17 protein-coding genes are annotated in these 20,831 nt (G+C 70.7%); 7 read left to right on the forward strand and 10 right to left on the reverse strand.

Annotated elements, in window-relative coordinates:
- The 4 genes from CCN51_RS02655 to CCN51_RS02670 all read left to right on the forward strand — a co-directional run.
- Positions 1–1,059: DNA-3-methyladenine glycosylase 2 (locus tag CCN51_RS02655; protein WP_086859220.1), on the forward strand; the 1,059-nt coding region annotated here is incomplete at its 5' end.
- A 43-nt stretch (positions 1,060–1,102) separates the two neighbouring features.
- A complete protein-coding gene (locus tag CCN51_RS02660; RefSeq protein WP_014175446.1) occupies positions 1,103–1,636 on the forward strand; it encodes a methylated-DNA--[protein]-cysteine S-methyltransferase in 534 nt (177 codons plus the stop codon).
- Between the two features lie 86 nt (positions 1,637–1,722).
- Entirely contained in the window at positions 1,723–2,271 is a 549-nt protein-coding gene (locus tag CCN51_RS02665; protein ID WP_014175445.1) for a SigE family RNA polymerase sigma factor, read from the forward strand.
- Positions 2,268–3,443 carry a TolB-like translocation protein gene (locus CCN51_RS02670; protein ID WP_014175444.1) on the forward strand — a complete coding sequence of 392 codons (1,176 nt, stop codon included), beginning with the start codon at positions 2,268–2,270 and terminating at the stop codon, positions 3,441–3,443. The genes CCN51_RS02665 and CCN51_RS02670 overlap by 4 nt, the downstream gene beginning before the upstream one ends.
- 58 nt (positions 3,444–3,501) lie before the next feature.
- On the opposite strand, the gene CCN51_RS02675 is transcribed toward CCN51_RS02670, so the two are convergent.
- Entirely contained in the window at positions 3,502–4,248 is a 747-nt protein-coding gene (locus CCN51_RS02675; protein ID WP_014175443.1) for an SIR2 family NAD-dependent protein deacylase, read from the reverse strand.
- A 118-nt stretch (positions 4,249–4,366) separates the two neighbouring features.
- Here CCN51_RS02675 and CCN51_RS02680 point away from each other — a divergent pair, with 118 nt between their 5' ends.
- Positions 4,367–5,110, forward strand: a complete 744-nt coding sequence (locus CCN51_RS02680; RefSeq protein ID WP_055413904.1) for a hypothetical protein — start codon at positions 4,367–4,369, stop codon at positions 5,108–5,110.
- Positions 5,111–5,138: 28 nt separating this feature from the next.
- Here CCN51_RS02680 and CCN51_RS02685 read toward each other — a convergent pair whose 3' ends face one another.
- Positions 5,139–6,245 carry an ADP-ribosylglycohydrolase family protein gene (locus CCN51_RS02685; protein WP_014175441.1) on the reverse strand — a complete coding sequence of 369 codons (1,107 nt, stop codon included), beginning with the start codon at positions 6,243–6,245 and terminating at the stop codon, positions 5,139–5,141.
- Positions 6,246–6,420: 175 nt separating this feature from the next.
- Here CCN51_RS02685 and CCN51_RS02690 point away from each other — a divergent pair, with 175 nt between their 5' ends.
- Complete coding sequence (locus CCN51_RS02690; RefSeq protein ID WP_014175440.1) at positions 6,421–7,554, forward strand: glycerate kinase; 1,134 nt, start codon at positions 6,421–6,423, stop codon at positions 7,552–7,554.
- A gap of 135 nt (positions 7,555–7,689) precedes the next feature.
- Here the strand turns inward: CCN51_RS02690 and pssA are convergent, their stop codons facing one another.
- The 8 genes from pssA to CCN51_RS02730 form a co-directional block, all read right to left on the reverse strand.
- Entirely contained in the window at positions 7,690–8,565 is an 876-nt protein-coding gene (gene pssA, locus CCN51_RS02695) for a CDP-diacylglycerol--serine O-phosphatidyltransferase (RefSeq protein WP_014175439.1), read from the reverse strand.
- Complete coding sequence (locus tag CCN51_RS02700) at positions 8,552–9,208, reverse strand: phosphatidylserine decarboxylase (RefSeq protein ID WP_014175438.1); 657 nt, start codon at positions 9,206–9,208, stop codon at positions 8,552–8,554. The genes pssA and CCN51_RS02700 overlap by 14 nt, the downstream gene beginning before the upstream one ends.
- A 181-nt stretch (positions 9,209–9,389) precedes the next feature.
- Complete coding sequence (locus CCN51_RS02705; RefSeq protein WP_014175437.1) at positions 9,390–10,601, reverse strand: acyl-CoA dehydrogenase family protein; 1,212 nt, start codon at positions 10,599–10,601, stop codon at positions 9,390–9,392.
- A 1-nt stretch (position 10,602) separates the two neighbouring features.
- The gene (locus tag CCN51_RS02710) at positions 10,603–11,109 is read right to left on the reverse strand and encodes a MaoC family dehydratase (protein WP_014175436.1); all 507 of its coding nucleotides are present in this window, start codon (positions 11,107–11,109) and stop codon (positions 10,603–10,605) included.
- Between the two features lie 5 nt (positions 11,110–11,114).
- Positions 11,115–12,080, reverse strand: a complete 966-nt coding sequence (locus CCN51_RS02715; RefSeq protein WP_043486523.1) for an HpcH/HpaI aldolase/citrate lyase family protein — start codon at positions 12,078–12,080, stop codon at positions 11,115–11,117.
- A complete protein-coding gene (locus CCN51_RS02720) occupies positions 12,077–14,116 on the reverse strand; it encodes a protein meaA (protein ID WP_170061278.1) in 2,040 nt (679 codons plus the stop codon). The genes CCN51_RS02715 and CCN51_RS02720 overlap by 4 nt, the downstream gene beginning before the upstream one ends.
- Positions 14,113–15,477, reverse strand: a complete 1,365-nt coding sequence (gene ccrA, locus CCN51_RS02725) for a crotonyl-CoA carboxylase/reductase (RefSeq protein ID WP_014175434.1) — start codon at positions 15,475–15,477, stop codon at positions 14,113–14,115. Before ccrA ends, CCN51_RS02720 begins: the two co-directional genes overlap by 4 nt.
- 357 nt (positions 15,478–15,834) lie before the next feature.
- Entirely contained in the window at positions 15,835–18,699 is a 2,865-nt protein-coding gene (locus CCN51_RS02730; protein WP_043486522.1) for a glycosyl hydrolase family 95 catalytic domain-containing protein, read from the reverse strand.
- A gap of 163 nt (positions 18,700–18,862) precedes the next feature.
- Between CCN51_RS02730 and CCN51_RS02735 the strand changes: the two genes are divergently transcribed.
- Positions 18,863–20,725 (forward strand): glycoside hydrolase family 97 protein, encoded by a 1,863-nt coding sequence (locus tag CCN51_RS02735; protein ID WP_014175432.1) that lies wholly within the window; start codon positions 18,863–18,865, stop codon positions 20,723–20,725.
- The last annotated feature ends 106 nt before the right edge of the window (positions 20,726–20,831 follow it).

The following is a 20,831-nucleotide window of genomic DNA, read 5'->3' on the forward strand; positions in this document are numbered from 1 at the left end:
CAGACCGCGCGGCTGCTCATCGAGACCACCGGGCTGCCGATGGCGGAGATCGCCTTCGCGGCAGGCTTCGCCAGCATCCGGGCGTTCAACGACACCGTCCGCGAGGTGTTCGCGCTGTCGCCCACCGAGCTGCGGCAGCGGGCCAAGCGCGGCGGGCGGTCCGCCGCGCCGGGCGCGCTGACGCTGCGGCTGCCGTTCCGGGCGCCGCTGTGCCCGGACAACCTCTTCGGCCATCTGGCCGCCACCGCCGTGCCCGGGGTGGAGGAGTGGCGCGACGGCGCGTACCGCCGCACGCTGCGGCTGCCGTACGGACACGGGGTCGTGACACTGCGCCCGGAGCCGGACCACATCGGCTGTCAGCTGTCGCTCACCGATATGCGCGACCTGGCCGGGGCGATCAGCAGATGCCGGCGGCTGCTGGACCTGGACGCCGACCCCGTCGCGGTCGACGAGCTGCTGCGCACCGACCCCGACCTCGCGCCGCTGGTCGACAAGGCACCGGGGCGGCGGGTGCCGCGTGCGGCGGACGCCGATGAGTTCGCGGTGCGCGCGGTGCTCGGGCAGCAGGTGTCCACGGCGGCGGCCCGTACGCACGCGGGCCGGCTGGTGACCGCACACGGTGAGCGGATCGAGGATCCGGCGGGCGGGCTGACCCATCTCTTCCCGACCGTGCGGGCCCTGGCGGGCCTCGACCCCGAGGCGCTGGCCATGCCGCGTACCCGCCGCGCCACACTCCTCGGGCTGATCGACGCGCTCGCCTCGGACCGCCTCGCCCTCGGCGTCGGCAGCGACTGGGACGAGGCGCGGGCGCGCCTGGCCGAGCTGCCCGGGATCGGGCCGTGGACCGTCGAGGTCATCGCGATGCGCGCGCTGGGCGACCCGGACGCGTTTCTCCCGACCGACCTCGGGGTGCGGCACGCCGCCGCCGAACTGGGGCTGCCCGCCACCCCGGGGGCGCTGACCCGGTACGCGACCCGCTGGCGGCCCTGGCGCGCGTACGCCGTCCAGTATCTGTGGGCCACCGGCGACCACCCGATCAACTACCTGCCCGCATCGTAAGAAACCCGCACCACAGGAAACCCGGAGTCGAAAGAGTTCCATCATGTCCCGCACCCACACCGTCATCGACAGCCCGTACGGGCAGCTCACCCTCGTCGCCGACGAAACCGCCGACGAAACCGCCACCGAAATCGCCCTGGCCGGGCTCTATATGACCGACCAGCGCCACCGCCCGGCCGAGGAGACCTTCGGCGCCCCCGGCGACCCCGACGAGTCCCCGTTCGCCGAGACCATCCGCCAGCTGAGCCGCTACTTCGCGGGCGAGCTGACCGAGTTCGACCTGCCGCTGCGGCTGTCCGGCACCCCGTTCCAGCGCCGCGTCTGGTCCGAGCTGCAGCGCATCCCGTACGGCGAGACCCTCTCGTACGGACAGCTCGCCGACCGCCTCGGCCGGCCGACCGCCGCCCGCGCCGTGGGCCTGGCCAACGGCAAGAACCCGGTGGGGATCATCGTCCCCTGCCACCGCGTGGTCGGCTCCACCGGCAGCCTCACCGGCTACGGCGGCGGGCTCGACCGCAAGCGGCAGCTGCTGGACTTCGAGGCGCGGGGGCGACAGCCGGGTCTCCAACTTTTCTGACGGACCCGGCATAGCGGCGCGGCCCCGCACACGTCCAAGGAGGTGACAGACGACCGCGAGACGAAGACGACCGATCACGGGGAACCATGAATGATGAGGAAGAGCGCCGCTTCCGCGAATTCGTCGCGGCGCGCTCGCCCGCGCTGATGCGCACGGCGACCCTCCTGACCGGCGGCGACACCCACGCCGCCGAGGACCTGTTACAGACGGCGCTGGCGAAGGCGGCGGGGCGCTGGGGCAGGCTGGAGAACCCCGAGGCGTATCTGCGGCAGGTGCTCTACCGGCAGCAGGTGAGCCTGTGGCGGCTGCTGCGTACGCGCCGCGAGACCACGGTGGCCGAACTCCCCGACGCCGCCGGGCGCGAGGACACCACCGGCGCGGCCGAGCTGCGCATCCAGATGCGCCGGGCGCTCGCCCGGCTGACGGCGCGTCAGCGCTCCATGCTGGTGCTGCGCTACTTCGAGGACTGTCCCGAAGGGGAGGTGGCCGAGCTGCTCGGCTGCTCGGTGGGCACGGTCCGCAGTACGACGCACCGGGCGCTGGCCAAACTGCGCAAGCTGGTCCCGGAGTTGGAACCCGGAGCCGTCTCCCGTGGCCCCGAATTCGGCAACTCACCTGCGGAGGTGTGGAAGTGAACGCTGACCAGCTGTTGCGGGACACCCTCCGCGAATGGGCCGAGGAGACGCCGACCCCGGTCGGGGCCGACCTGGCGGGCCGGGCCCTGCTGCGGCGCAGCCGGCGCCGCGTGACCGGGGTGACGGTGGCGGTCGCCGCCTTCGCGCTGCTGGTGGGCGGGGTGGCGATACCGGTGCTGGCGGAGAGCGACCAGCCGGGCTACTCGGGGCCGGGGCGAATGATGGACAACGACGTGTCCGCTCACCCGGGCGAGTCGCCGCCGCGCCATCTGATCGCCGCCGGGGACGTCGCGGTGTCGGCGTATCAGGCGGACCGGAAGACCCGGAAGCAGGGCGGGGCCGAGCGGACGACCTACACCTGGTATCTGTACGACCCCGGCACGCAGCAGTATGAGAAGACGGACTGGGGCTGGGTGGACGTCGCCCCCGGTATGCGGCGGGCGGCCGTCCTGGAGAAGACACTGCCCGCGTCCCGGGTCGGGATCCTCGACATGACCACCGGGAAGGTGACGAAGTGGATCCCGCTGGAGCACAAGGCGGGCGGGGTGCAGTGGTCGCCGGACGGGAAGCGGCTGGTGGTCACCACGTACAGCGGCTATCCGGACATCGAGGCATTGTATGGCGGGGAGCACACAGCCCCCAAGAGGACCGGCTACTACCTGGTCGATGTCGCCTCGGGCCGAACGCGGTATCGCCCGATGGACGTCGACGACAGCAAGGCGATCGTCACGTCCGGCCGTGCGGACGTGCGGTGGAATCGGGACGGCAAGCTGCTGCTGGTCCCGTGGCCGCCGGGCGGCGCCATCGAGACCTGGTACGACCTGAAGGGGCAGCCGAGCAAGAAGACCCCCTCGTACGAGGGCTGGGACGCGCCCCCCGCCGGACTGTCGCCGGACGGCCGCTACTACACGGTGGGCGACGGCTGGACGGCGACGGTGAAGGAGACGGGGACTCACCGGACGGTCGGTCCGTCGAGCATCGGCATGACACTCGCGTGGGCCGACAGCGGCCGCCTGGTGCGCTGGGACTGCCGGCCGGATCACAGCTGCCAGCGCGGTGATAACGAGCGGCTGGTGCTGACCGACCCCACGGGGCATATCAAGATCCCGCTCAGCGGCTACCGCTACAGCGACACCCCCCAGGACTGGGACCCGCTGATCACCCGCCGCTGACCGGCGTCGGCACGGTGCCCGTCCGCTCCGTTCACACGGACGGACGGGCACCTCCGTATCACCCCTCCGCCGCGATGCGCTCCAGCAGCGCGGGCAGGGCCGTGCCGATGGGCTCGCGGATCAGCTCGTCCGCGAGTTCGTCGTACGGCGTGGGCTCGGCGTTGACGATGATCAGCCGGGCGCCCGACTCCGCGGCCATCCCGGTGAGCGAGGCCGCGGGCTGGACCTGGAGGCTGGTGCCGACCGCGATGAAGATCTCGCACGCCTCCGCCACGGCGACCGCGCCCGTCAGCACCTCCGGATCGAGGCTTTCCCCGAACATCACTGTGGCCGACTTCAGAATCCCGCCGCACGCCAGACAGGCCGGGTCCGGCTCACCGCCCGCCACCCGCTCCAGGGCCTCCGCCATCTCGGAGCGCGCCGTGCAGCGCGTGCACTGCACGGCCCGCGCCGTGCCGTGCAGCTCCAGGACTTTGCGCGCGGGGAGCCCGGCGAGTTGGTGCAGCCCGTCCACGTTCTGCGTGATCACCCGGACCGGCGTGCCCGACCGCTCCAGCCGCGCCACGGCCTCATGCGCCTGGTTCGGCTTGGCGCGCAGCGCCTGGCTGTCCCGGCGCATCTGCCAGGAGCGGCGGCGGATGTCCGGGTCGGACATGTAGTACTCGTACGTCACCAGCTTTTCGGCTTCCGGATCGCGCCGCCACAACCCTTGCGGGCCGCGGTAGTCGGGGATCCCGGAGTCCGTGGAGATGCCCGCCCCGCTCAGGATCGCCACGAGAGGCCGGCGCGTCGCTTCGGTGCTCATGGGGCGAGCGTACGCACCGGCAACGGAGGTCGGCGAGCGCGTTTATCCGGACCGTTTATACGGAGAGGTAGAGTCCGCCTCCGTAGGTGATCGGCGCGGCGGAGGCGAAGAGTTCCAGATGACGCGGTCTGTGTGGCTGAGCGATACGAGCGTGCAGCACAAGTGGGACAAGAAGAAGGGGGACCCGCCGCCGCCCCAGGACGGGCGCGTCACCCTGGAGATACGCACCTCCGACGGACCCGACCCCGAAGGCGGCCGGACCATCCGGACCGTGGCCTTCCCCGAGCGGCTGCTTCCGCCCGGCGGCGGCCACGACGAGTACCGCGCCGCCCGCAAACAGGGCGTCCGCGCCTTCACCCTCTGGGCCGACCCGCACCGCACCCACGTGTTCGCCCAGGTCGTGACCAAGTCGGCGGCCAAGGGCGGCCCCGCCACGTACGAGGTGCTGGGCGCGGCCGGCGAGCCCCTGGCCCTCATCACCCGCGAACCGGCCATGAAGGGCGGCAGGATCCGCACCCGCTGGACCGTCCAGCGGGCCGGGGCACCGTCCGTCGCCGGGCTCAAGGGGCGGGCCTTCTGGTGGGGCGTGTGGTGGCTGATCTCCCCGATTCAGCTGGCCATCATGGTCGGCAGCCTGATCGCGGCCAGCGGCGACATCGCGCGCATGCCACGCCGTACGAAGTGGCGCGCGGGGGACCAGGTCGTCCTCGACTGGCACAGCGGGGTGGCGGACAACTTCGAGCTCGACGTGGAGACGGACGGATGGGACGAGCGCGTGACCGCGTCGCTCCTCGCGCTGCTCGACAGCCACGACAGCTGGCTGGGCGACGCATGGGACGCGGTGGACCGCAGTCGCGCGTAACGGCTCGACCGGCCCCCTGGGCGCATGCTCAGCCCACAGCCGTCCCCGCACCTGCCCCCGCACCCGCCCGCGCCATCGCCAGCCGGTGCGTGCGCGCCGCAAGGTCGCTGATCCGGGCCCCGTCGAAGCCGAACACCGCGCTGCGCACCCGGTCCCGCAGCGGTTCGGTCCACTGAGGGGGGATCGCCGCCGCGCCGTACAGGACGCCCGCGACCGATCCGGCCGTCGCGCCGTTGGAGTCGGTGTCCAGGCCGCCGCGTACGGTGAGGGCGATGGTCGAGGTGAAGTCGCCCTCGCCGTAGAGCAGCCCGGCCGTGATGACGGCCGCGTTGGGCACGGTGTGGATCCAGTGCAGGCCGCTCGTGTCCCGCTCCAGCTGGTCCAGCGCGTCCGACCGGCTCACCCCCGCCTCGTACAGGGCGGCTGCCTTGCGGACCGTACGGGCCAGGCGGCAGCGCGGCGGGATGCGGTCCAGCGCCGCTTCGATCGCGTCGCGCGGGCCGTCGGCCGTGAACGCGGCGGCGATCAAAGCGGCCGCCCACATCGCCCCGTACACGCCGTTGCCGGTGTGCGACAGCACGGCGTCGCGCCGGGCCATCGCGGCGGCGGTGCGCGGGTCGCCGGGGTTGACCCAGCCGTGGATGTCGGCGCGGATGAGGGCGCCGATCCACTCCTGGTAGGGGTTGTCGAGGGTGGCGGTGAGCGGTGGCTTCACCCCAGCGGCGAGGTTCCGGTAGGCGATGCGCTCGGCGGTGAAGGTCTGGAGATACGGCAGGCGCAGCAGCCACAGGTCGCCGACCTGCTCGGTGGTGAAGTCGAAGCCGTGGGTCTCCAGGAGCTGCAGTCCCAGCAGGGTGTAGTCGATGTCGTCGTCCCGGCAGCTGCCGTGGATCCGGCCCCGGGTGCACTCCTGCCACTCCGGCCGCAGCTCGAACTCCACGGGGTCCGGCGGCGGCTCCAGCGCGGGGAAGTAGTCGGTCAGGGGCAGGGCGTCCGCGCGGCGCAGATAGCGGTCGATCCGCTCCCGGGTCCAGTGATCGCCGCGCTCCACGGGCTTGCCGAGCATGTTCCCGGCGATGCGGCCGAGCCAGCCGCCGAGGATCCGATCCGCGAGTGTGCTCCCGCCTAGGGCCATGTGTCAGGTTTACCCGAGCCGGTGCGCGTACGCAGGCCGGACCGCCCGATATAGGGTCCGGCTGAGGGGTGGCGGGTCGGCCGGGGGCGGAGAGCGAGGGGTTACGACGGTGACGGATGCTGCGAAGGCAAGGGCGCGGGGCCGGGACGGGATACGGCCGGGGGCGCCGAGGCGGGTGTTGATCGCCGCGGACAAGTTCAAGGGCTCGCTGACGGCCGTGGAGGTCGCCGAGCATGTGACGGCCGGGCTGCGGCGCGGGGCGCCGGGCGGGGCCGGGGCGGTGAGCGTCGAGGCGCTGCCCGTGGCCGACGGCGGCGACGGGACGGTGGACGCGGCGGTCGCCGCCGGGTTCGAGCGGCGTACGGCACGGGTGACGGGGCCGCTGGGCGAGCCGGTGACCGCGGCGTACGCGCAGCGCGGCGAGGTGGCGGTGGTCGAGATGGCCGAGGCGTCCGGGCTGCGCCATCTGCCGCAGGGGGTTTTCGCGCCGCTGACCGCGACCACGTACGGCAGCGGCGAGCTGCTGCGCGCGGCGCTGGACGCGGGCGCCCGCACCATCGTCTTCGGGGTCGGCGGCAGCGCGACCACCGACGGCGGCGCGGGCATGCTGGCCGCGCTGGGCGGCCGGCTGCTGGATGCCGCGGGCGAGCCGGTCGAGCACGGGGGTGGTCCGCTGCGGGGGCTGGCCACGGCGGATCTGAGCGGACTGGACCCGCGCCTGGCGGACACCGAGATCGTTCTGGCCAGCGATGTGGACAATCCGCTGACCGGGCCGAAGGGCGCGGCGGCGGTGTACGGCCCGCAGAAGGGCGCGACCGAGGCCGATGTCGCGGCCCTGGACGCCGCGCTCGCCCACTACGCGGAGATCCTGGAGCGGGCGGTGGGGTCGCGGGCCGCTGAGTGTGCGCAGGCGCCCGGCGCGGGCGCGGCGGGCGGCATCGGCTACGGCGCGCTCGTCGGCCTCGGCGCGGCCTTCCGCCCCGGGATCGAGGTGATGCTCGACGTCCTCGGCTTCGCGCCCGCGCTGGCCCGCGCCGACCTGGTGATCACCGGCGAGGGTTCCCTGGACGAGCAGACCCTGCACGGCAAGGCCCCGGCGGGCGTGGCGGCAGCGGCCCGGGCGCGCGGCGTCGAGGTGGTCGCGGTCTGCGGCCGTCTCGCACTGCCCGCGGAGGCCCTGGCCGACGCGGGCATCAGCCGTGCCTACCCCCTGACCGCCCTGGAACCGGACCCCGCCCGCTGCATCTCCGACGCCGGCCCCCTCCTGGAACGCGCGGCGGAACAGCTCGCGGCGGACTTTCTCGCCTGAGCCGGTTCTGCCCCCGAACGCCGCCCCAGGCCCGCCGACCGTGAGCGGAGCCGTACAGCCGCGAGAACACCGAAACGGGGTGGGCCCGAGCGCATCGCTCGGGCCCACCCCATTGCCGTATGACTGATCGCCGCGCTACGGCAGCTGCGCCGTCCTTGCCTCGCGGCGGTTGTCGCGGAAGGCGTTGACCCGGCGGGCCATGGCGAAGAGGGGGATGACCGCGCCGAGGACCAGCTGCAGGGCGCAGGCGGTCTGGAGCAGCAGTTCGCCGCCGGGGGCCTCGAAGGCCCAGGCCGCCAGGAGGGCCATGCTGGTGACGATCCAGCTCAGCATGGCGACCGCGAGCCGGCCGCGGGGCTTGGGGTACTCCACGCGGCTCACCATCAGCCAGGCGACGCCGACGATGGCCAGCAGCGTGGGGACGAACGGCAGGCCGAGCAGCACGACCGAGACCACGGTGAGCGCGCCGAAGGGGCTCGGCATGCCCTGGAAGACGCCGTGGGGCATGGTCACGCAGGAGAATCTCGCAAGCCGTAGCACCACCGCCAGCAGCACCACGATCGCGGCGACCGCCGAGACCCGCTGGTAGGCGTCGTCGGCGACCATGCCCCAGACCACCACGAAGTACGCGGGGGCGAGCCCGAAGCTGATCAGGTCGGAGAGGTTGTCCAGCTCCGCGCCCATCGCCGAGCTGCGCAGCTTGCGCGCGACGAGCCCGTCGAACAGGTCGAAGACGGAGGCGAGCAGCATCAGCATGACCGCGGAGGCGGCGCTGTGCCGGGTCATGCCGCCGTCCTCGCTGCCGGTCAGGTGCGGGATGAGGACGCCGGTGGTGGTGAAGTACACCGCCAGGAAGCCACAGGTCGCGTTTCCGAGGGTGAGCGTGTCCGCTATCGACAGGCGCGTCGACAGCGGCATGTCGTCAGTCTCGTCCATGTCCTCGTCGGCCCCGTCCACCTCGGCCCCGGGGGCCCAGGTGGCGGCCTGCGTTTCGGGATCAGTGACGGTCAAGGCGAGTCACCCCCGCTGTGGTGGTCTGGCCGACCTCGACCGCGACGTCGATGCCCTGGGGGAGGTAGATGTCGACGCGCGAACCGAAGCGGATCAGGCCGATCCGCTCGCCCTGCTCCACCTTGGTGCCCTGGGGCACATACGGCACGATGCGCCGGGCGACGGCGCCGGCGATCTGCACCATCTCGATGTCGCCGAGCTCGGTGTCGAAGTGCCAGACAACCCGCTCGTTGTTCTCGCTCTCCTTGTTGAACGCGGGCACGAAGCCGCCGGGGATGTGCTCGACGGACGTCACGGTGCCGGCCAGCGGGGCGCGGTTCACGTGGACGTTCAGCGGGCTCATGAAGATGGCGACGCGGGTGCGTCCGTCCTTCCACGGCATGATGCTCTGCACCACGCCGTCGGCCGGGGAGATGACCCGGCCCTGAGTGATCTCTCGCTCAGGGTCGCGGAAGAACCACAGCATGCCCGCCGCGAGAGCGGTGGCGGGCACGGCGACCGCCGCCCAGCGTCCGGAGCGGCGGGCGCGAATGAGACTGACCGCCGCCGTGGCGACGGTCGGGAGGAGCCACGGCGACGCTCCGCGCGCGAGGCGTACGCCGGCCAGGCTGTCGCGTGGTGCAGAGGATTGGCTGTGGGGCATGGATGACCTTCGTAGCGGAGGGTGCCGCGACTGAGACTGGGGACGGCGGCTTTACGGGATCGTAGCGGTTGCGAGCGGTAACTGGGCAAGCGCCGGGGCCTGTCGATGGCTGAAGTCCCCCCGGCATGGTGTGATCTTCTTCTCGCGGCCACCACCGCAATACCATGCCAAAAAGGTAAATTCAGCCGTTGATACGGTACTCCTCCAGCAGCCGTCGTCCGATAATCATTTTCTGGATCTCGGCGGTTCCTTCGCCGATGAGAAGCATCGGGGCTTCGCGGTACAGGCGCTCGATCTCGTACTCCTTGGAGAAGCCGTAGCCGCCGTGGATGCGGAAGGCGTCCTCCACGACCTCCTTGCAGTACTCGGAGGCCAGGTATTTGGCCATCCCCGCCTCCAGGTCATTGCGCCTGCCCGAGTCCTTCTTACGTGCCGCGTTGACCATCATCGCATGGGCCGCCTCTACCTTTGTGGCCATTTCGGCCAGTTTGAACTGGATGGCCTGATGTTGCGCGATGGGTTTGCCGAAGGTGTGCCGCTGCTGTGCATATGCAACGCCGAGCTCGAAGGCGCGGCGCGCCACACCGCAGCCACGGGCGGCCACATTGACCCGCCCGACCTCCACTCCGTCCATCATTTGGTAAAAACCGCGGCCGGTCGTGCCGCCGAGGACGCGATCCGCCGGAATGCGCAGTCCGTCCAGGATGAGCTCGGTGGTGTCGACGCCCTTGTAGCCCATCTTCTCGATCTTGCCGGGGATGGTGAGCCCGGGGCGGACCTCGCCGAAGCCCGGCTCCTTCTCCACCAGGAAGGTGGTCATGGACTTGTGCGGGGCCGGCTTCTCGCCCTGCGCGTCCGGCTCGTCGGTCCGGCACAGCACGGCCACCACCGTGGAGGTGCCGCCGTTGGTCAGCCACATCTTCTGGCCGGTGAGCAGATAGTCGTCGCCGTCCCGGACGCCCTTGGTGGCGATCGCGGACACATCCGAGCCCAGGCCCGGCTCCGACATCGAGAAGGCGCCGCGGATCTCGCCCAGCGCCATCTTGGGCAGGAAGTACTCCTGCTGCTCCTGGGTGCCGTGCTGCTTGAGCATGTACGCGACGATGAAGTGGGTGTTGATGATGCCGGACACGCTCATCCAGCCGCGGGCGATCTCCTCCACGCACAGCGCGTAGGTCAGCAGCGACTCGCCGAGCCCCCCGTACTCCTCGGGGATCATCAGCCCGAAGACGCCGAGCTCCTTCAGACCCTCGACGATCTGGGCCGGGTACTCGTCGCGGTGCTCCAGCTCGGTGGCGACCGGCAGGATCTCTTTGTCGACGAAGTCCCTGACGGTCGCCAGGATCTCCTGCTGGACGTCCGTCAGGCCGTCGGTCTGCGCGAGGCGGCTCATCTCAGTCCTCTCCCAGCTGGGGCCGGCCGGGCTGCTCGCCGCCCCGCTCCTTGATGTACATCGCCGTCGGCACCATCACCTTGCGCCGGAAGACGCAGACGAGCGTGCCGTCCTGCTTGTAGCCCTTGGTCTCCACATGGACCACGCCCCGGTCGGGCTTGGACTTCGACGGGGTCTTGCCGAGCACCGTCGTCTCGCCGTAGATCGTGTCGCCGTGGAAGGTGGGCGCGACATGGCGCAGCGACTCGATCTCCAGATTGGCGATGGCCTTGCCGGAGACGTCCGGTACGGACATGCCGAGCAGCAGCGAGTAGATGTAGTTCCCGACCACCACGTTCTTCCCGAAGTCGGTCGTCTTCTCGGCGTAGTTGGCGTCCAGGTGGAGCGGGTGGTGGTTCATGGTGAGCAGACAGAAGAGGTGGTCGTCGTACTCGGTGACGGTCTTCCCCGGCCAGTGCCGGTAGACATCGCCCACCGAGAACTCCTCGTAGGTGCGGCCGAACTGCATGGCGCTCACGCCTCAGGGGTCTCGAAGCGGGACGTACGGGCCATCCCGGCGGCCCGGCCCTTGCCGGCGATCACCAGCGCCATCTTGCGGCTGGCCTCGTCGATCATCTCGTCGCCGAGCATCGCCGAGCCCTTCTTGCCGCCCGCCTCGGACGTGTAGTACTCGTACGCGTCCAGGATCAGCTCGGCGTGGTCGTAGTCCTCCTGCGAGGGCGAGAAGACCTCGTTGGCGGCCTCGACTTGGCCCGGGTGCAGCACCCATTTACCGTCGAAGCCGAGCGCGGCGGCGCGGCCCGCGACCTCGCGGAACCCGTCCACGTTCTTGATCTGCAGATACGGTCCGTCGATCGCCTGGAGGTCGTTGGCGCGCGCGGCCATCAGGATCTTCATCAGGATGTAGTGGTAGGCGTCGGCCGGGTAGCCGGGCGGCTGCTCGCCCACGACCAGCGACTTCATATTGATCGAGGCCATGAAGTCGGCCGGGCCGAAGATGATCGTCTCGATGCGCGGGGAGGCCTGCGCGATCGCGTTGACGTTGTTCAGGCCCTGGGCGTTCTCGATCTGCGCCTCGATGCCGATCCGGCCGACCTCGAACCCCATCGTCTTCTCGATCTGCGTCAGCAGCAGGTCGAGCGCGACGATCTGCTCGGCGTTCTGCACCTTCGGCAGCATGATGCAGTCGAGGTTGGGGCCCGCGCCCTCCACCACCGTCACCACGTCGCGGTACGTCCACTCGGTCGTCCAGTCGTTGACGCGCACCACCCGTGTCTTGCCCGTCCAGTCGCCCTCGTTGAGGTACTTGACGATGGTGTGCCGCGCCCCGGGCTTGGCCAGCGGCGCGCATGCGTCCTCCAGGTCCAGGAAGACCTGGTCGGCGGGGAGGCCCTGCGCCTTCTCCAGGAAGCGCGGGTTGCTGCCGGGCACGGCGAGGCAGGAGCGGCGCGGTCGCAAGCGGTTCACGGGCGCGGTCATGCGGGGACCTCCAGGGGGTCGAGCTGGTTCGCGGTGCGGATCTCGTCGACGATACGGCCGATGATCTCTGTGATACCGAAGTCCTTCGGGGTGAAGACGGCAGCCACACCGGCCTCGCGCAGCGCCACGGCGTCCGCGGCCGGGATGATCCCGCCGACGATCACCGGGATGTCGGGGGCCCCGGCCGCGCGCAGCCGGGCCAGTACGTCCGGCACCAGCTCGGCGTGCGAGCCGGAGAGTATGGACAGCCCGACGCAGTGCACGTCCTCGGCGACGGCCGCCGAGACGATCTGCTCGGGGGTGAGCCGGATCCCCTGGTAGATCACCTCGAAACCGGCGTCCCGGGCCCGTACGGCGATCTGCTCGGCGCCGTTGCTGTGCCCGTCCAGGCCCGGCTTGCCGACCAGCAGCCGCAGCTTGCCGACGCCGAGGCCGGCGGCGGTCGCGGCGGCCTTGGCCCGGACGGCGGCGAGCGGGGTGCCCGCCTCGGCGGCGACCGCCACGGGCGCCCCGCCGACCCCGGTCGGGGCGCGGAACTCGCCGAACACATCCCGCAGCGCCCAGGACCACTCACCTGTGGTGACGCCCGCGCGGGCGCACTCCAGGGTCGCGGCCATCAGGTTGTCGCTGCCCGCGGCGGCCTTCTTGAGCGCGGCCAGGGCGTCCTGGGCCCGGCCCTCCTCGCGCCGGTCGCGCCAGGCGACCAGCGCACGGACCACCCGCGCCTCGTTCTCCGGGTCCACCGTCATGATCGCGGTGTCCAGGTCGGCGGTGAGCGGATTGGGCTCGGTGGACTCGTAGCAGTTGACGCCGACGATCTTCTCCTCGCCCGCCTCGATACGCGCCCTGCGCTCGGCGTGCGAGGCGACCAGCTGCGCCTTGAGATAGCCGGACTCGACGGCGGCCATGGCCCCGCCCATCTCCTGGATCCGGTCGATCTCGGCCGTCGCGGCCTCGACGAGGGCGTCCACCTCGGCCTCGATGACGTGCGAGCCGGCGAAGATGTCGTCGTACTCCAGCAGATCGCTCTCGTGGGCGAGGACCTGCTGGATACGCAGCGACCACTGCTGGTCCCAGGGGCGGGGCAGCCCCAGCGCCTCGTTCCAGGCCGGGAGCTGTACGGCGCGGGCGCGGGCGTCCTTGGAGAGGGTGACCGCCAGCATCTCCAGCACGATGCGCTGGATGTTGTTCTCCGGCTGGGCCTCGGTCAGCCCGAGGGAGTTGACCTGGACGCCGTAGCGGAAGCGGCGGTGTTTGGGGTCCTGGACGCCGTAGCGCTCCAGGGTGATCCGGTCCCAGATGCGGCCGAAGGCGCGCATCTTGCACATCTCCTCGATGAACCGGACGCCCGCGTTCACAAAGAAGGAGATACGGGCGACCACATCGCCGAAGCGCTCCTGGGGCACCTGCCCGGAGGCCCGTACGGCGTCCAGTACGGCGATCGCGGTGGACATCGCGTAGGCGATCTCCTGCACCGGGGTGGCCCCGGCCTCCTGCAGGTGGTAGCTGCAGATGTTGATCGGGTTCCACTTGGGGATGGCGCCGACCGTGTACGCGATCATGTCGGTGGTCAGCCGCAGGCTCGGTCCGGGCGGGAAGACATGCGTCCCGCGCGACAGGTACTCCTTGACGATGTCGTTCTGTGTGGTGCCCTGCAGCGCGGCCACGTCCACGCCCTGCTCCTCCGCGACCACCTGGTACAGCGCCAGCAGCCACATGGCGGTGGCGTTGATGGTCATGGAGGTGTTCATCCGCTCCAGGGGGATGTCCTGGAACAGCCGGCGCATGTCCCCGAGGTGGCAGACAGGGACGCCGACCCGGCCCACCTCGCCGCGGGCCAGGATGTGGTCGGGGTCGTAGCCGGTCTGGGTGGGCAGGTCGAAGGCCACGGACAGACCGGTCTGGCCCTTGGCGAGGTTGCGCCGGTACAGCTCGTTGGAGGCCTCGGCGGAGGAGTGGCCGGCGTAGGTCCGCATCAGCCAGGGCCGGTCCTTCTTCTGCCGCCCGTCTTTCCCGGGCTGTTCGGGGGCCGTCACGCCGCGCCCCGGAACAGGTTGATGGCGTCGATGTGGCGTTCGCGCAGCTCCGGGTCGCGCACGCCCAGGCCCTCCTGGGGGGCGAGGCACAGGACGCCGACCTTGCCCTGGTGGACGTTGCGGTGGACGTCGTGGGCGGCCTGGCCGGTCTCCTCCAGGGGGTAGACCTTGGAGAGGGTGGGGTGGATCTTGCCCTTGGCGATCAGCCGGTTGGCCTCCCACGCCTCGCGGTAGTTGGCGAAGTGGGAGCCGACAATGCGCTTGAGCGACATCCACAGGTAGCGGTTGTCGTACTCGTGGGTGTAGCCGGACGTGGACGCGCAGGTGACGATGGTGCCGCCCTTGCGGGTGACGTACACGCTCGCGCCGAAGGTCTCCCGGCCCGGGTGCTCGAAGACGATGTCCACGTCCTCGCCGCCGGTCAGCTCGCGGATGCGCTTGCCGAGGCGCTTCCACTCCTTCGGGTCCTGGGTGTGCTCGTCCTTCCAGAACTTGTAGTCCTCGGCGCTGCGGTCGATGATCGCCTCGGCGCCCATGGCCCGGCAGATCTCGGCCTTGCGGGGCGAGGAGACCACACAGATCGGGGTGGCGCCGCCGGCGAGGGCGAACTGGGTGGCGTAGCTGCCGAGGCCGCCGCTGGCGCCCCAGATCAGCACGTTGTCGCCCTGCTTCATCCCGGCGCCGTTGCGGGAGACCAGCTGCCGGTACGCGGTCGAGTTGACCAGACCGGGGGCGGCGGCCTCCTCCCAGCTCAGATGGGTGGGCTTGGGCATGAGCTGGTTGGACTTGACGAGCGCGAGTTCGGCGAGGCCGCCGAAGTTGGTCTCGAAGCCCCAGATGCGCTGCTCGGGGTCGAGCATGGTGTCGTTGTGGCCGTCCGCGGACTCCAGCTCGACGGACAGGCAGTGTGCGACGACCTCGTCGCCGGGCTGCCAGATGTTGACCCCGGGGCCGGTGCGCAGCACGACGCCCGCGAGGTCGGAGCCGATGATGTGGTACGGCAGATCGTGCCGCTTGGCGAGCGGGGAGAGCCTGCCGTACCGCTCCAGGAAGCCGAAGGTGGGCAGCGGCTCGAAGATCGAGGTCCACACGGAGTTGTAGTTGACCGAGGAGGCCATGACGGCCACCAGGGCCTCGCCGGGGCCGAGTTCGGGCACCGGCACCTCGTCCACGTGCAGTGACTTACGGGGGTCCTTCTCCTTGGTGGTCTGGCCGGTGAACATCTCGGCCTCGTCCTTGTGCACGGTCACCGCGCGGTACGACTCGGGGACGGGCAGGGCGGCGAAGTCCGCGGGCTCCAGGGCGGGGGAGCCGTGGTCGGGCGCTGTCGACGCCAGGATCGCGTCCAGGATTTCGTTCATCGGTGCCTCCGGCGAAGCGTCGGGGGACGCTTGAGGGAACGCTGGGCTCATTGACGGTTGCTGCTGGTGCTGGTGCCGTCGGTTCGGCGGAGGTGGTGCTGAGCAGCGCGCGGGTAGCGCGGAGGGTGCCTGGTGACGCAGGCGGTCCGGGCGCGCAAAGCGGCTTGCGGGGACAGTCGGCGCGCCGTTGTTCGTGCTGCGCGTCGTCCGCTCGGACAACATCACCGTATGGCACGCTGTGCCAGGTCGCAAGACACTGCGTGCCAACAATTTCTCTCACTTGTCATCTTGAGTGCACACATGAGCAACGACGGCCGCCCCGGATGGGACGGCCGTCGCATGGTCGGAAGCTGACTGTCAGCCGCTCTTCTCCAGCGTGAGCGCGAAGATATGCGCCCTCGCGGTCCCCGACGGGGCGCCCAGGGTCACGGTGGCCAGCTCCTTGACCGGGTCCAGCTCCACCTTCTGGTGGAAGATCGCCGCCTTGGTGCCCAGTGCGCCGGTACGGGTGTGGATCTGGCTGGTGCGCACCGCCTCCGTCTCGCCGTACTTCGGGCCCGACAGCCAGGCCGTGAGCTGGATATTCGCCTTCGCGGTCGAGCCGTCCGCGTAACCGAGCTCGGCGGGCACCGTCACATCCGCCGTATCGCCCGAGCCCAGCACATGCAGCTTCGCGTACGAGCCCGTCGGGACGGAGATCTTCTGGCCGGCCGCGATGACGTTGTTGTTGGAGCCCTCGCTGCCGTTGGTGAACGAGAAAGTGATCCCGTCGTCCTCCGTCTGCCCCGTCTGCGGCAGCTGGACCATCGGATACGTCCGGCCGGTCCCGTCGAAGTCGCCGTCCCCGTAGTACATCTCGGTGGTGATGGCGTCGTTGTCGAAGTGGCCGACCAGATCCACCTGAGTGGCCGCGCCCGTCTCCGGCAGCGCCGGCAACCCCCAGCGCTCCGCGGGCTTGGTGACCTTCACGGGTGCGATCTCGAAGTCCGGCCGCGACCCCGCCGGGTACACCACCGCCTCCTCGTCCCGGTCCAGCTCCAGCTCGATCACGCCGTCGGCCACCTCCCGCCACTTCGGCGCGGGCCCGCCGACCCCTGCGACCGTCACCCGCCCGGCGATCGAGTGCCGGACGCGGCACGGCTCCCCGGCCAGGCTGCGCACCCGCACCCAGCGCGTCGTACCGCCCTTGCGCACCCCGCTGACCAGGAACGCGCCCTGGGTGCGGAAGTCGTGCAGGGCCACATCCCGCCACTCGCCCGGCACACCGGGGAAGAAGCGGATGGTGTCGCCCCAGCTCTGGCAGAGCATGTCGTGGATGGACTGCGCGCCCGACAGCGGGGTCTCGATGACCGGGCCCGCCTCGTAGTAGTGCGTATTGGGCTGGATGAACCGCGCCACCAGCTCGCGCAGATACTTCAGCGCGTCATCGCCCCGGCCCATCTGGGTGGAGATCGAGGCCGCGCCCGAGAAGCTGTAGCCGCGCAGCGCGCCCTCGAAGCTGATCCAGTGCTCCAGCGAGCGCTCGATCAGGTCGCGGCTCTCCTTCTGGTCCCAGTTGACCAGGTAGAGGGGGTAGACGGAGAGCATGTGCGAGTAGTGGCGGTGCGACTTCGCGAACGGCACCCCGGTGCCGATCATGAAGCCGTTCTCGTCCACCGGGTAGTCCACCAGCTTGTCCAGCACCTCGCGCCACTTGGGCGCCAGCTCGTCGTCCTTGCCCAGCAGCTCCACGGTCTCCAGCAGGGTCGTACAGCTCCAGCGCAGCAGCGCCAGGTCGTAGTTGCAGTCCGGGGCCGACCCGTACTCGGGCGAGAAGGTCTTCGGCAGATGCAGCTTCCCGTCCGACTGCTCCTGGAGAAAGTGCAGGTAGTAGTTGGTGGAGCGGCGCAGCAGCGGATAGAGCACATCCTCCAGCAGGCCCCGGTCCATGGAGTGCCGGTAGGTCAGCCATACGTTGTGCAGCGCCCACGGCAGATTGCCGACCTCCGGGTCGCCGACGCCCGGGACCGGCATCGAGCCGTTGTCCTCGCACTGCGCGTCCGTGGAGCGGCGCAGCCCGGCCGAATCGGCCTGGTACTCGGGCTTGAGCGCCTTGATCAGGACATCGGTGTTCTCGGTGAGGGTGCGCGGGATCGCGTCCAGCTCCAGGTGGTTGGAGCCGTAGACCGGCCAGTACTCCAGCTGCACATTGAGGTTCCACCACACCCCGGGCCAGGGGGTGGGCTCCACCCAGGGGCCGGTGGTGGCCATCACCGGGGCGTGCTCACGGGCCGCGCAGGCCAGCTTGTAGAGCTGGATCCAGTAGAAGCTCTGCAGCATGCCGTCGGGGACGGAGATGAAGCTCTTGCGGTAGAAGCGGTGCCACCAGTCGCGGTGGGAGCGCAGCAGGCTGGAGACGGGCAGCGCGGACGCCTTGCGTACGGTGGTGCGGACCCGGCCCTCCGCGTCCGTACCGGGGAAGGAGTGTGCGACCGCCAGGTAGTACGTACGCTCCCGGCCCGTGCCGCGCTCCTTGTACGCGCTCGCCGTCTGCCCGCCCGGGACCAGCGACTGGACGGTGATGCCCATCCCGTCCTCGGTGCGGCTGACCGGGGCCGGATTCGGCTCGAAGCCCTTGGGCGGGTCCTCGCGGACGATACGCGGGCTGATCGCGGGGGAGGGGCGGTACTCCCAGCGGAACCCCTCCTCGCCCTCGCTCGCCTCCACGGTGGCCAGCAGCATCGTCCGGTCGTTGTGCACCAGGGCGCGCAGCTTCAGCGTGCCCTTGCCGGTGGTGATCGTGCCGCGGACCTCGGCGTTCCACAGGTCCAGGCGCAGATCGACGCCGGTGATCGCGCCGACCGGGCGCAGCAGCAGATTGCCGACCGGCAGCCGCGCCACGCCCCAGTCGCTGCCGCCCTCGGTCGGGCGGTGGTCCTGGGACTCGCTGTGGTGGACGGTGAAGCGCAGGGCGTTCTCGCCCGGCTCCTGATAGACGATCGAGCCGAACAGCCCGTTGCCGAGGAACGGCCCCTCGTACCAGGTGCGCGGCATCCGTTTCCAGAGCAGGTCCTGCCCGGCGAGGAACCGATCCCACTCCTTGTCCGTCCGCATGCCCCGCAGGGTCACGGCCCGCTGCGCCGCTGCCGCCGTGGCCGGTTCGGCGAGGGTGACCCCCGCCGTCGTCCCGGCGGCCGCGCCCGCCGCCACCCGGCCCAGGAATCCACGTCTGCTGACTGCCATCTTTCGACCAGCTCCATCCAACACAGCAAACAGATTGATCCGATGATTTGGCTAGACGGGAGCGTAGGAACGGGCTAATGATGCGTCAAGACACCGGATAGGTCAGATGTATCGAGCCGTACTCCTGCCGCACCCCTAGAGCCGACTCCAACGGGAGGGAACGTTGCGCGTCATACGATCCAGGGTCACCAGAGCCGCGGCGGCCATCGCCTGCGCCGTGGCCGTCCTCGTACCACTACGGGCGGAGGCGTCCGCGAAAGCCGACGCGAAAGCCGATGGCCACAGCTGGCGGCTGACCGGCCAAGGCCAGGTCAGCGGGCAGCTCACGCTGACCCGCGACGGCGGGCTGGCGCTGTCCGCCCAGCACGGCCGCACCACCGTCCTGCGCCCCTCCGCGCTCGGCATCCGCACCGCCGACACCGACTTCAGCGCCGGGCTGCGCTACGAAGGACGCAGCGACCGGCGGATCCACGAGACGTACACGACCGTCAGCGGACGCCGCACCCACCACACCTCCGACGCCTCCGAGTCCACCTTCACCTTCCGCAAACAGGGGCAGACCCTCAAGGTCGTCGTCCGGGTCTCCGCCGACGGGCTCGCCTACCGCTACGTACTGCCCGGCAAGGACACCGTCACCGTGCTCGGCGAGGCCACCGAGTTCGCCGTCCCGCCGACCGCCGACTCCTTCCTGCTGCCGTACGACAACGGCCGCCAGGACTACGAATCCGCCCACGACCACACCACCGTCGCCGACGCCAAGGCGGGCGACTACGGCTACCCCTCGCTGTTCCACATCGGCGACAGCTGGATGCTCGTCGAGGAAGCCGACCTCAACAGCTCCTACGGCGGCTCCCGCCTCACCCTCGACGCCACCACCGACCGCTTCAAGCTGACCCTCCCCGACCCCGCCGAAGTCAGCTCCCCCGGCCTCACCACACCCTGGCGCACCCTCGTCATCGGCGACCTCGCCACCGTCACCGAGAGCGACCTGCCCACCGACCTCGCCGCGCCCTCCAAGGTCGCCGACACCTCCTGGATCAAACCCGGCAAGGCCGCATGGTCCTGGTGGTCCGACGGGCAGAGCCCGACCAGCCTCGCCGCGCAGAAGAAGTTCGTCGACTTCGCCGCCCGCGAGGGCTGGAGCTACGTCCTCGTCGACTCCGGCTGGAGCAACGACTGGGTGCCCGAGCTGACCGCCTACGCCAAGGAGAAGGGCGTCGGCATCTGGCTGTGGGCGCGCTGGCAGACCATCGACGCGCAGAGCGAACGCGACCGGCTGATGCCGCTGTGGAAGTCCTGGGGCGTGGTCGGGCTGAAGATCGACTTCCTGGAGTCCGACGGGCAGGACCGGATGCGGTGGTACGACGCGGTCTTCAAGGACAGCGCCAAGTACCAGTTCATGCTGAACTTCCACGGCGCCACCATCCCGCGTGGCCAGGAGCGCACCTGGCCTCAGCTGATGAGCACCGAAGCCGTCAAGGGCGCCGAGGGCACCCGCCCCAAGCCCGGCCGCGAACCCTTCCCGGCCGCGCACTACACCACGCTGCCCTTCACCCGTAACCTCATCGGCTCCATGGACTTCACCCCCGTCACCTTCACCGGGGTACGGCCCACCAGCGACGCGGCGGAACTCGCGCTGTCCGTGGTGTACGAGTCTGGGGTGCAACACTTCGCCGACAGCGTCGAGTCGTACGACAGCAAGCCCCTCGCCCGGAAGTTCCTGCGCACCGTGCCCACGGTGTGGGACGACACCAAGCTCGTCGACGGCGCCCCCGGCGACCGCGCGGTCCTCGCCCGCCGCTCCGGCGACGACTGGTACCTCGGCGCGATCACCTCAGGCGACGCGCGCACCCTGGACGAGCCTCTGACCTTCCTGGGTGCGGGTAAGTGGCGCGCCGAGCTCTACAAGGACGGTCCGGACGGCCAGATCGTCACCGAAACCCGTGACGTGACGTCCGCCTCCCGCCTGTCGATCGCCATCCCCAAGAACGGCGGCTTCGCGGTCCGCTTCACGCCGGCGGAGTAGGGGTTCCCCGCTCGCTGCTCTGTCCCTTCCCGGTGGCCTTGATGTGCGGCTCCGCCACGTGGGGGCTCCGCCCGGGGCCGCCACGGGGCTCCGCCCCGGACCCCGG

Origin of the sequence: Streptomyces milbemycinicus (genome assembly GCF_002154605.1) — a bacterium.
In the GTDB taxonomy this organism is placed as follows: domain Bacteria; phylum Actinomycetota; class Actinomycetes; order Streptomycetales; family Streptomycetaceae; genus Streptomyces; species Streptomyces milbemycinicus.

Bases quoted from the DNA above. Each gene is read 5' to 3' on its own strand.
- CCN51_RS02710 (WP_014175436.1), bottom strand. From the start codon at position 11,109: ATGCAGTTCGGCCGCACCTACGAGGAGTTCTCGGTGGGCGATGTCTAC.
- CCN51_RS02705 (WP_014175437.1), bottom strand. From the start codon at position 10,601: ATGAGCCGCCTCGCGCAGACCGACGGCCTGACGGACGTCCAGCAGGAG.
- CCN51_RS02730 (WP_043486522.1), bottom strand. From the start codon at position 18,699: ATGGCAGTCAGCAGACGTGGATTCCTGGGCCGGGTGGCGGCGGGCGCG.
- ccrA (WP_014175434.1), bottom strand. From the start codon at position 15,477: ATGAACGAAATCCTGGACGCGATCCTGGCGTCGACAGCGCCCGACCAC.
- CCN51_RS02700 (WP_014175438.1), bottom strand. From the start codon at position 9,208: ATGCCCCACAGCCAATCCTCTGCACCACGCGACAGCCTGGCCGGCGTA.
- CCN51_RS02665 (WP_014175445.1), top strand. From the start codon at position 1,723: ATGAATGATGAGGAAGAGCGCCGCTTCCGCGAATTCGTCGCGGCGCGC.
- CCN51_RS02715 (WP_043486523.1), bottom strand. From the start codon at position 12,080: ATGACCGCGCCCGTGAACCGCTTGCGACCGCGCCGCTCCTGCCTCGCC.
- CCN51_RS02680 (WP_055413904.1), top strand. From the start codon at position 4,367: ATGACGCGGTCTGTGTGGCTGAGCGATACGAGCGTGCAGCACAAGTGG.
- CCN51_RS02685 (WP_014175441.1), bottom strand. From the start codon at position 6,245: ATGGCCCTAGGCGGGAGCACACTCGCGGATCGGATCCTCGGCGGCTGG.
- CCN51_RS02675 (WP_014175443.1), bottom strand. From the start codon at position 4,248: ATGAGCACCGAAGCGACGCGCCGGCCTCTCGTGGCGATCCTGAGCGGG.
- CCN51_RS02660 (WP_014175446.1), top strand. From the start codon at position 1,103: ATGTCCCGCACCCACACCGTCATCGACAGCCCGTACGGGCAGCTCACC.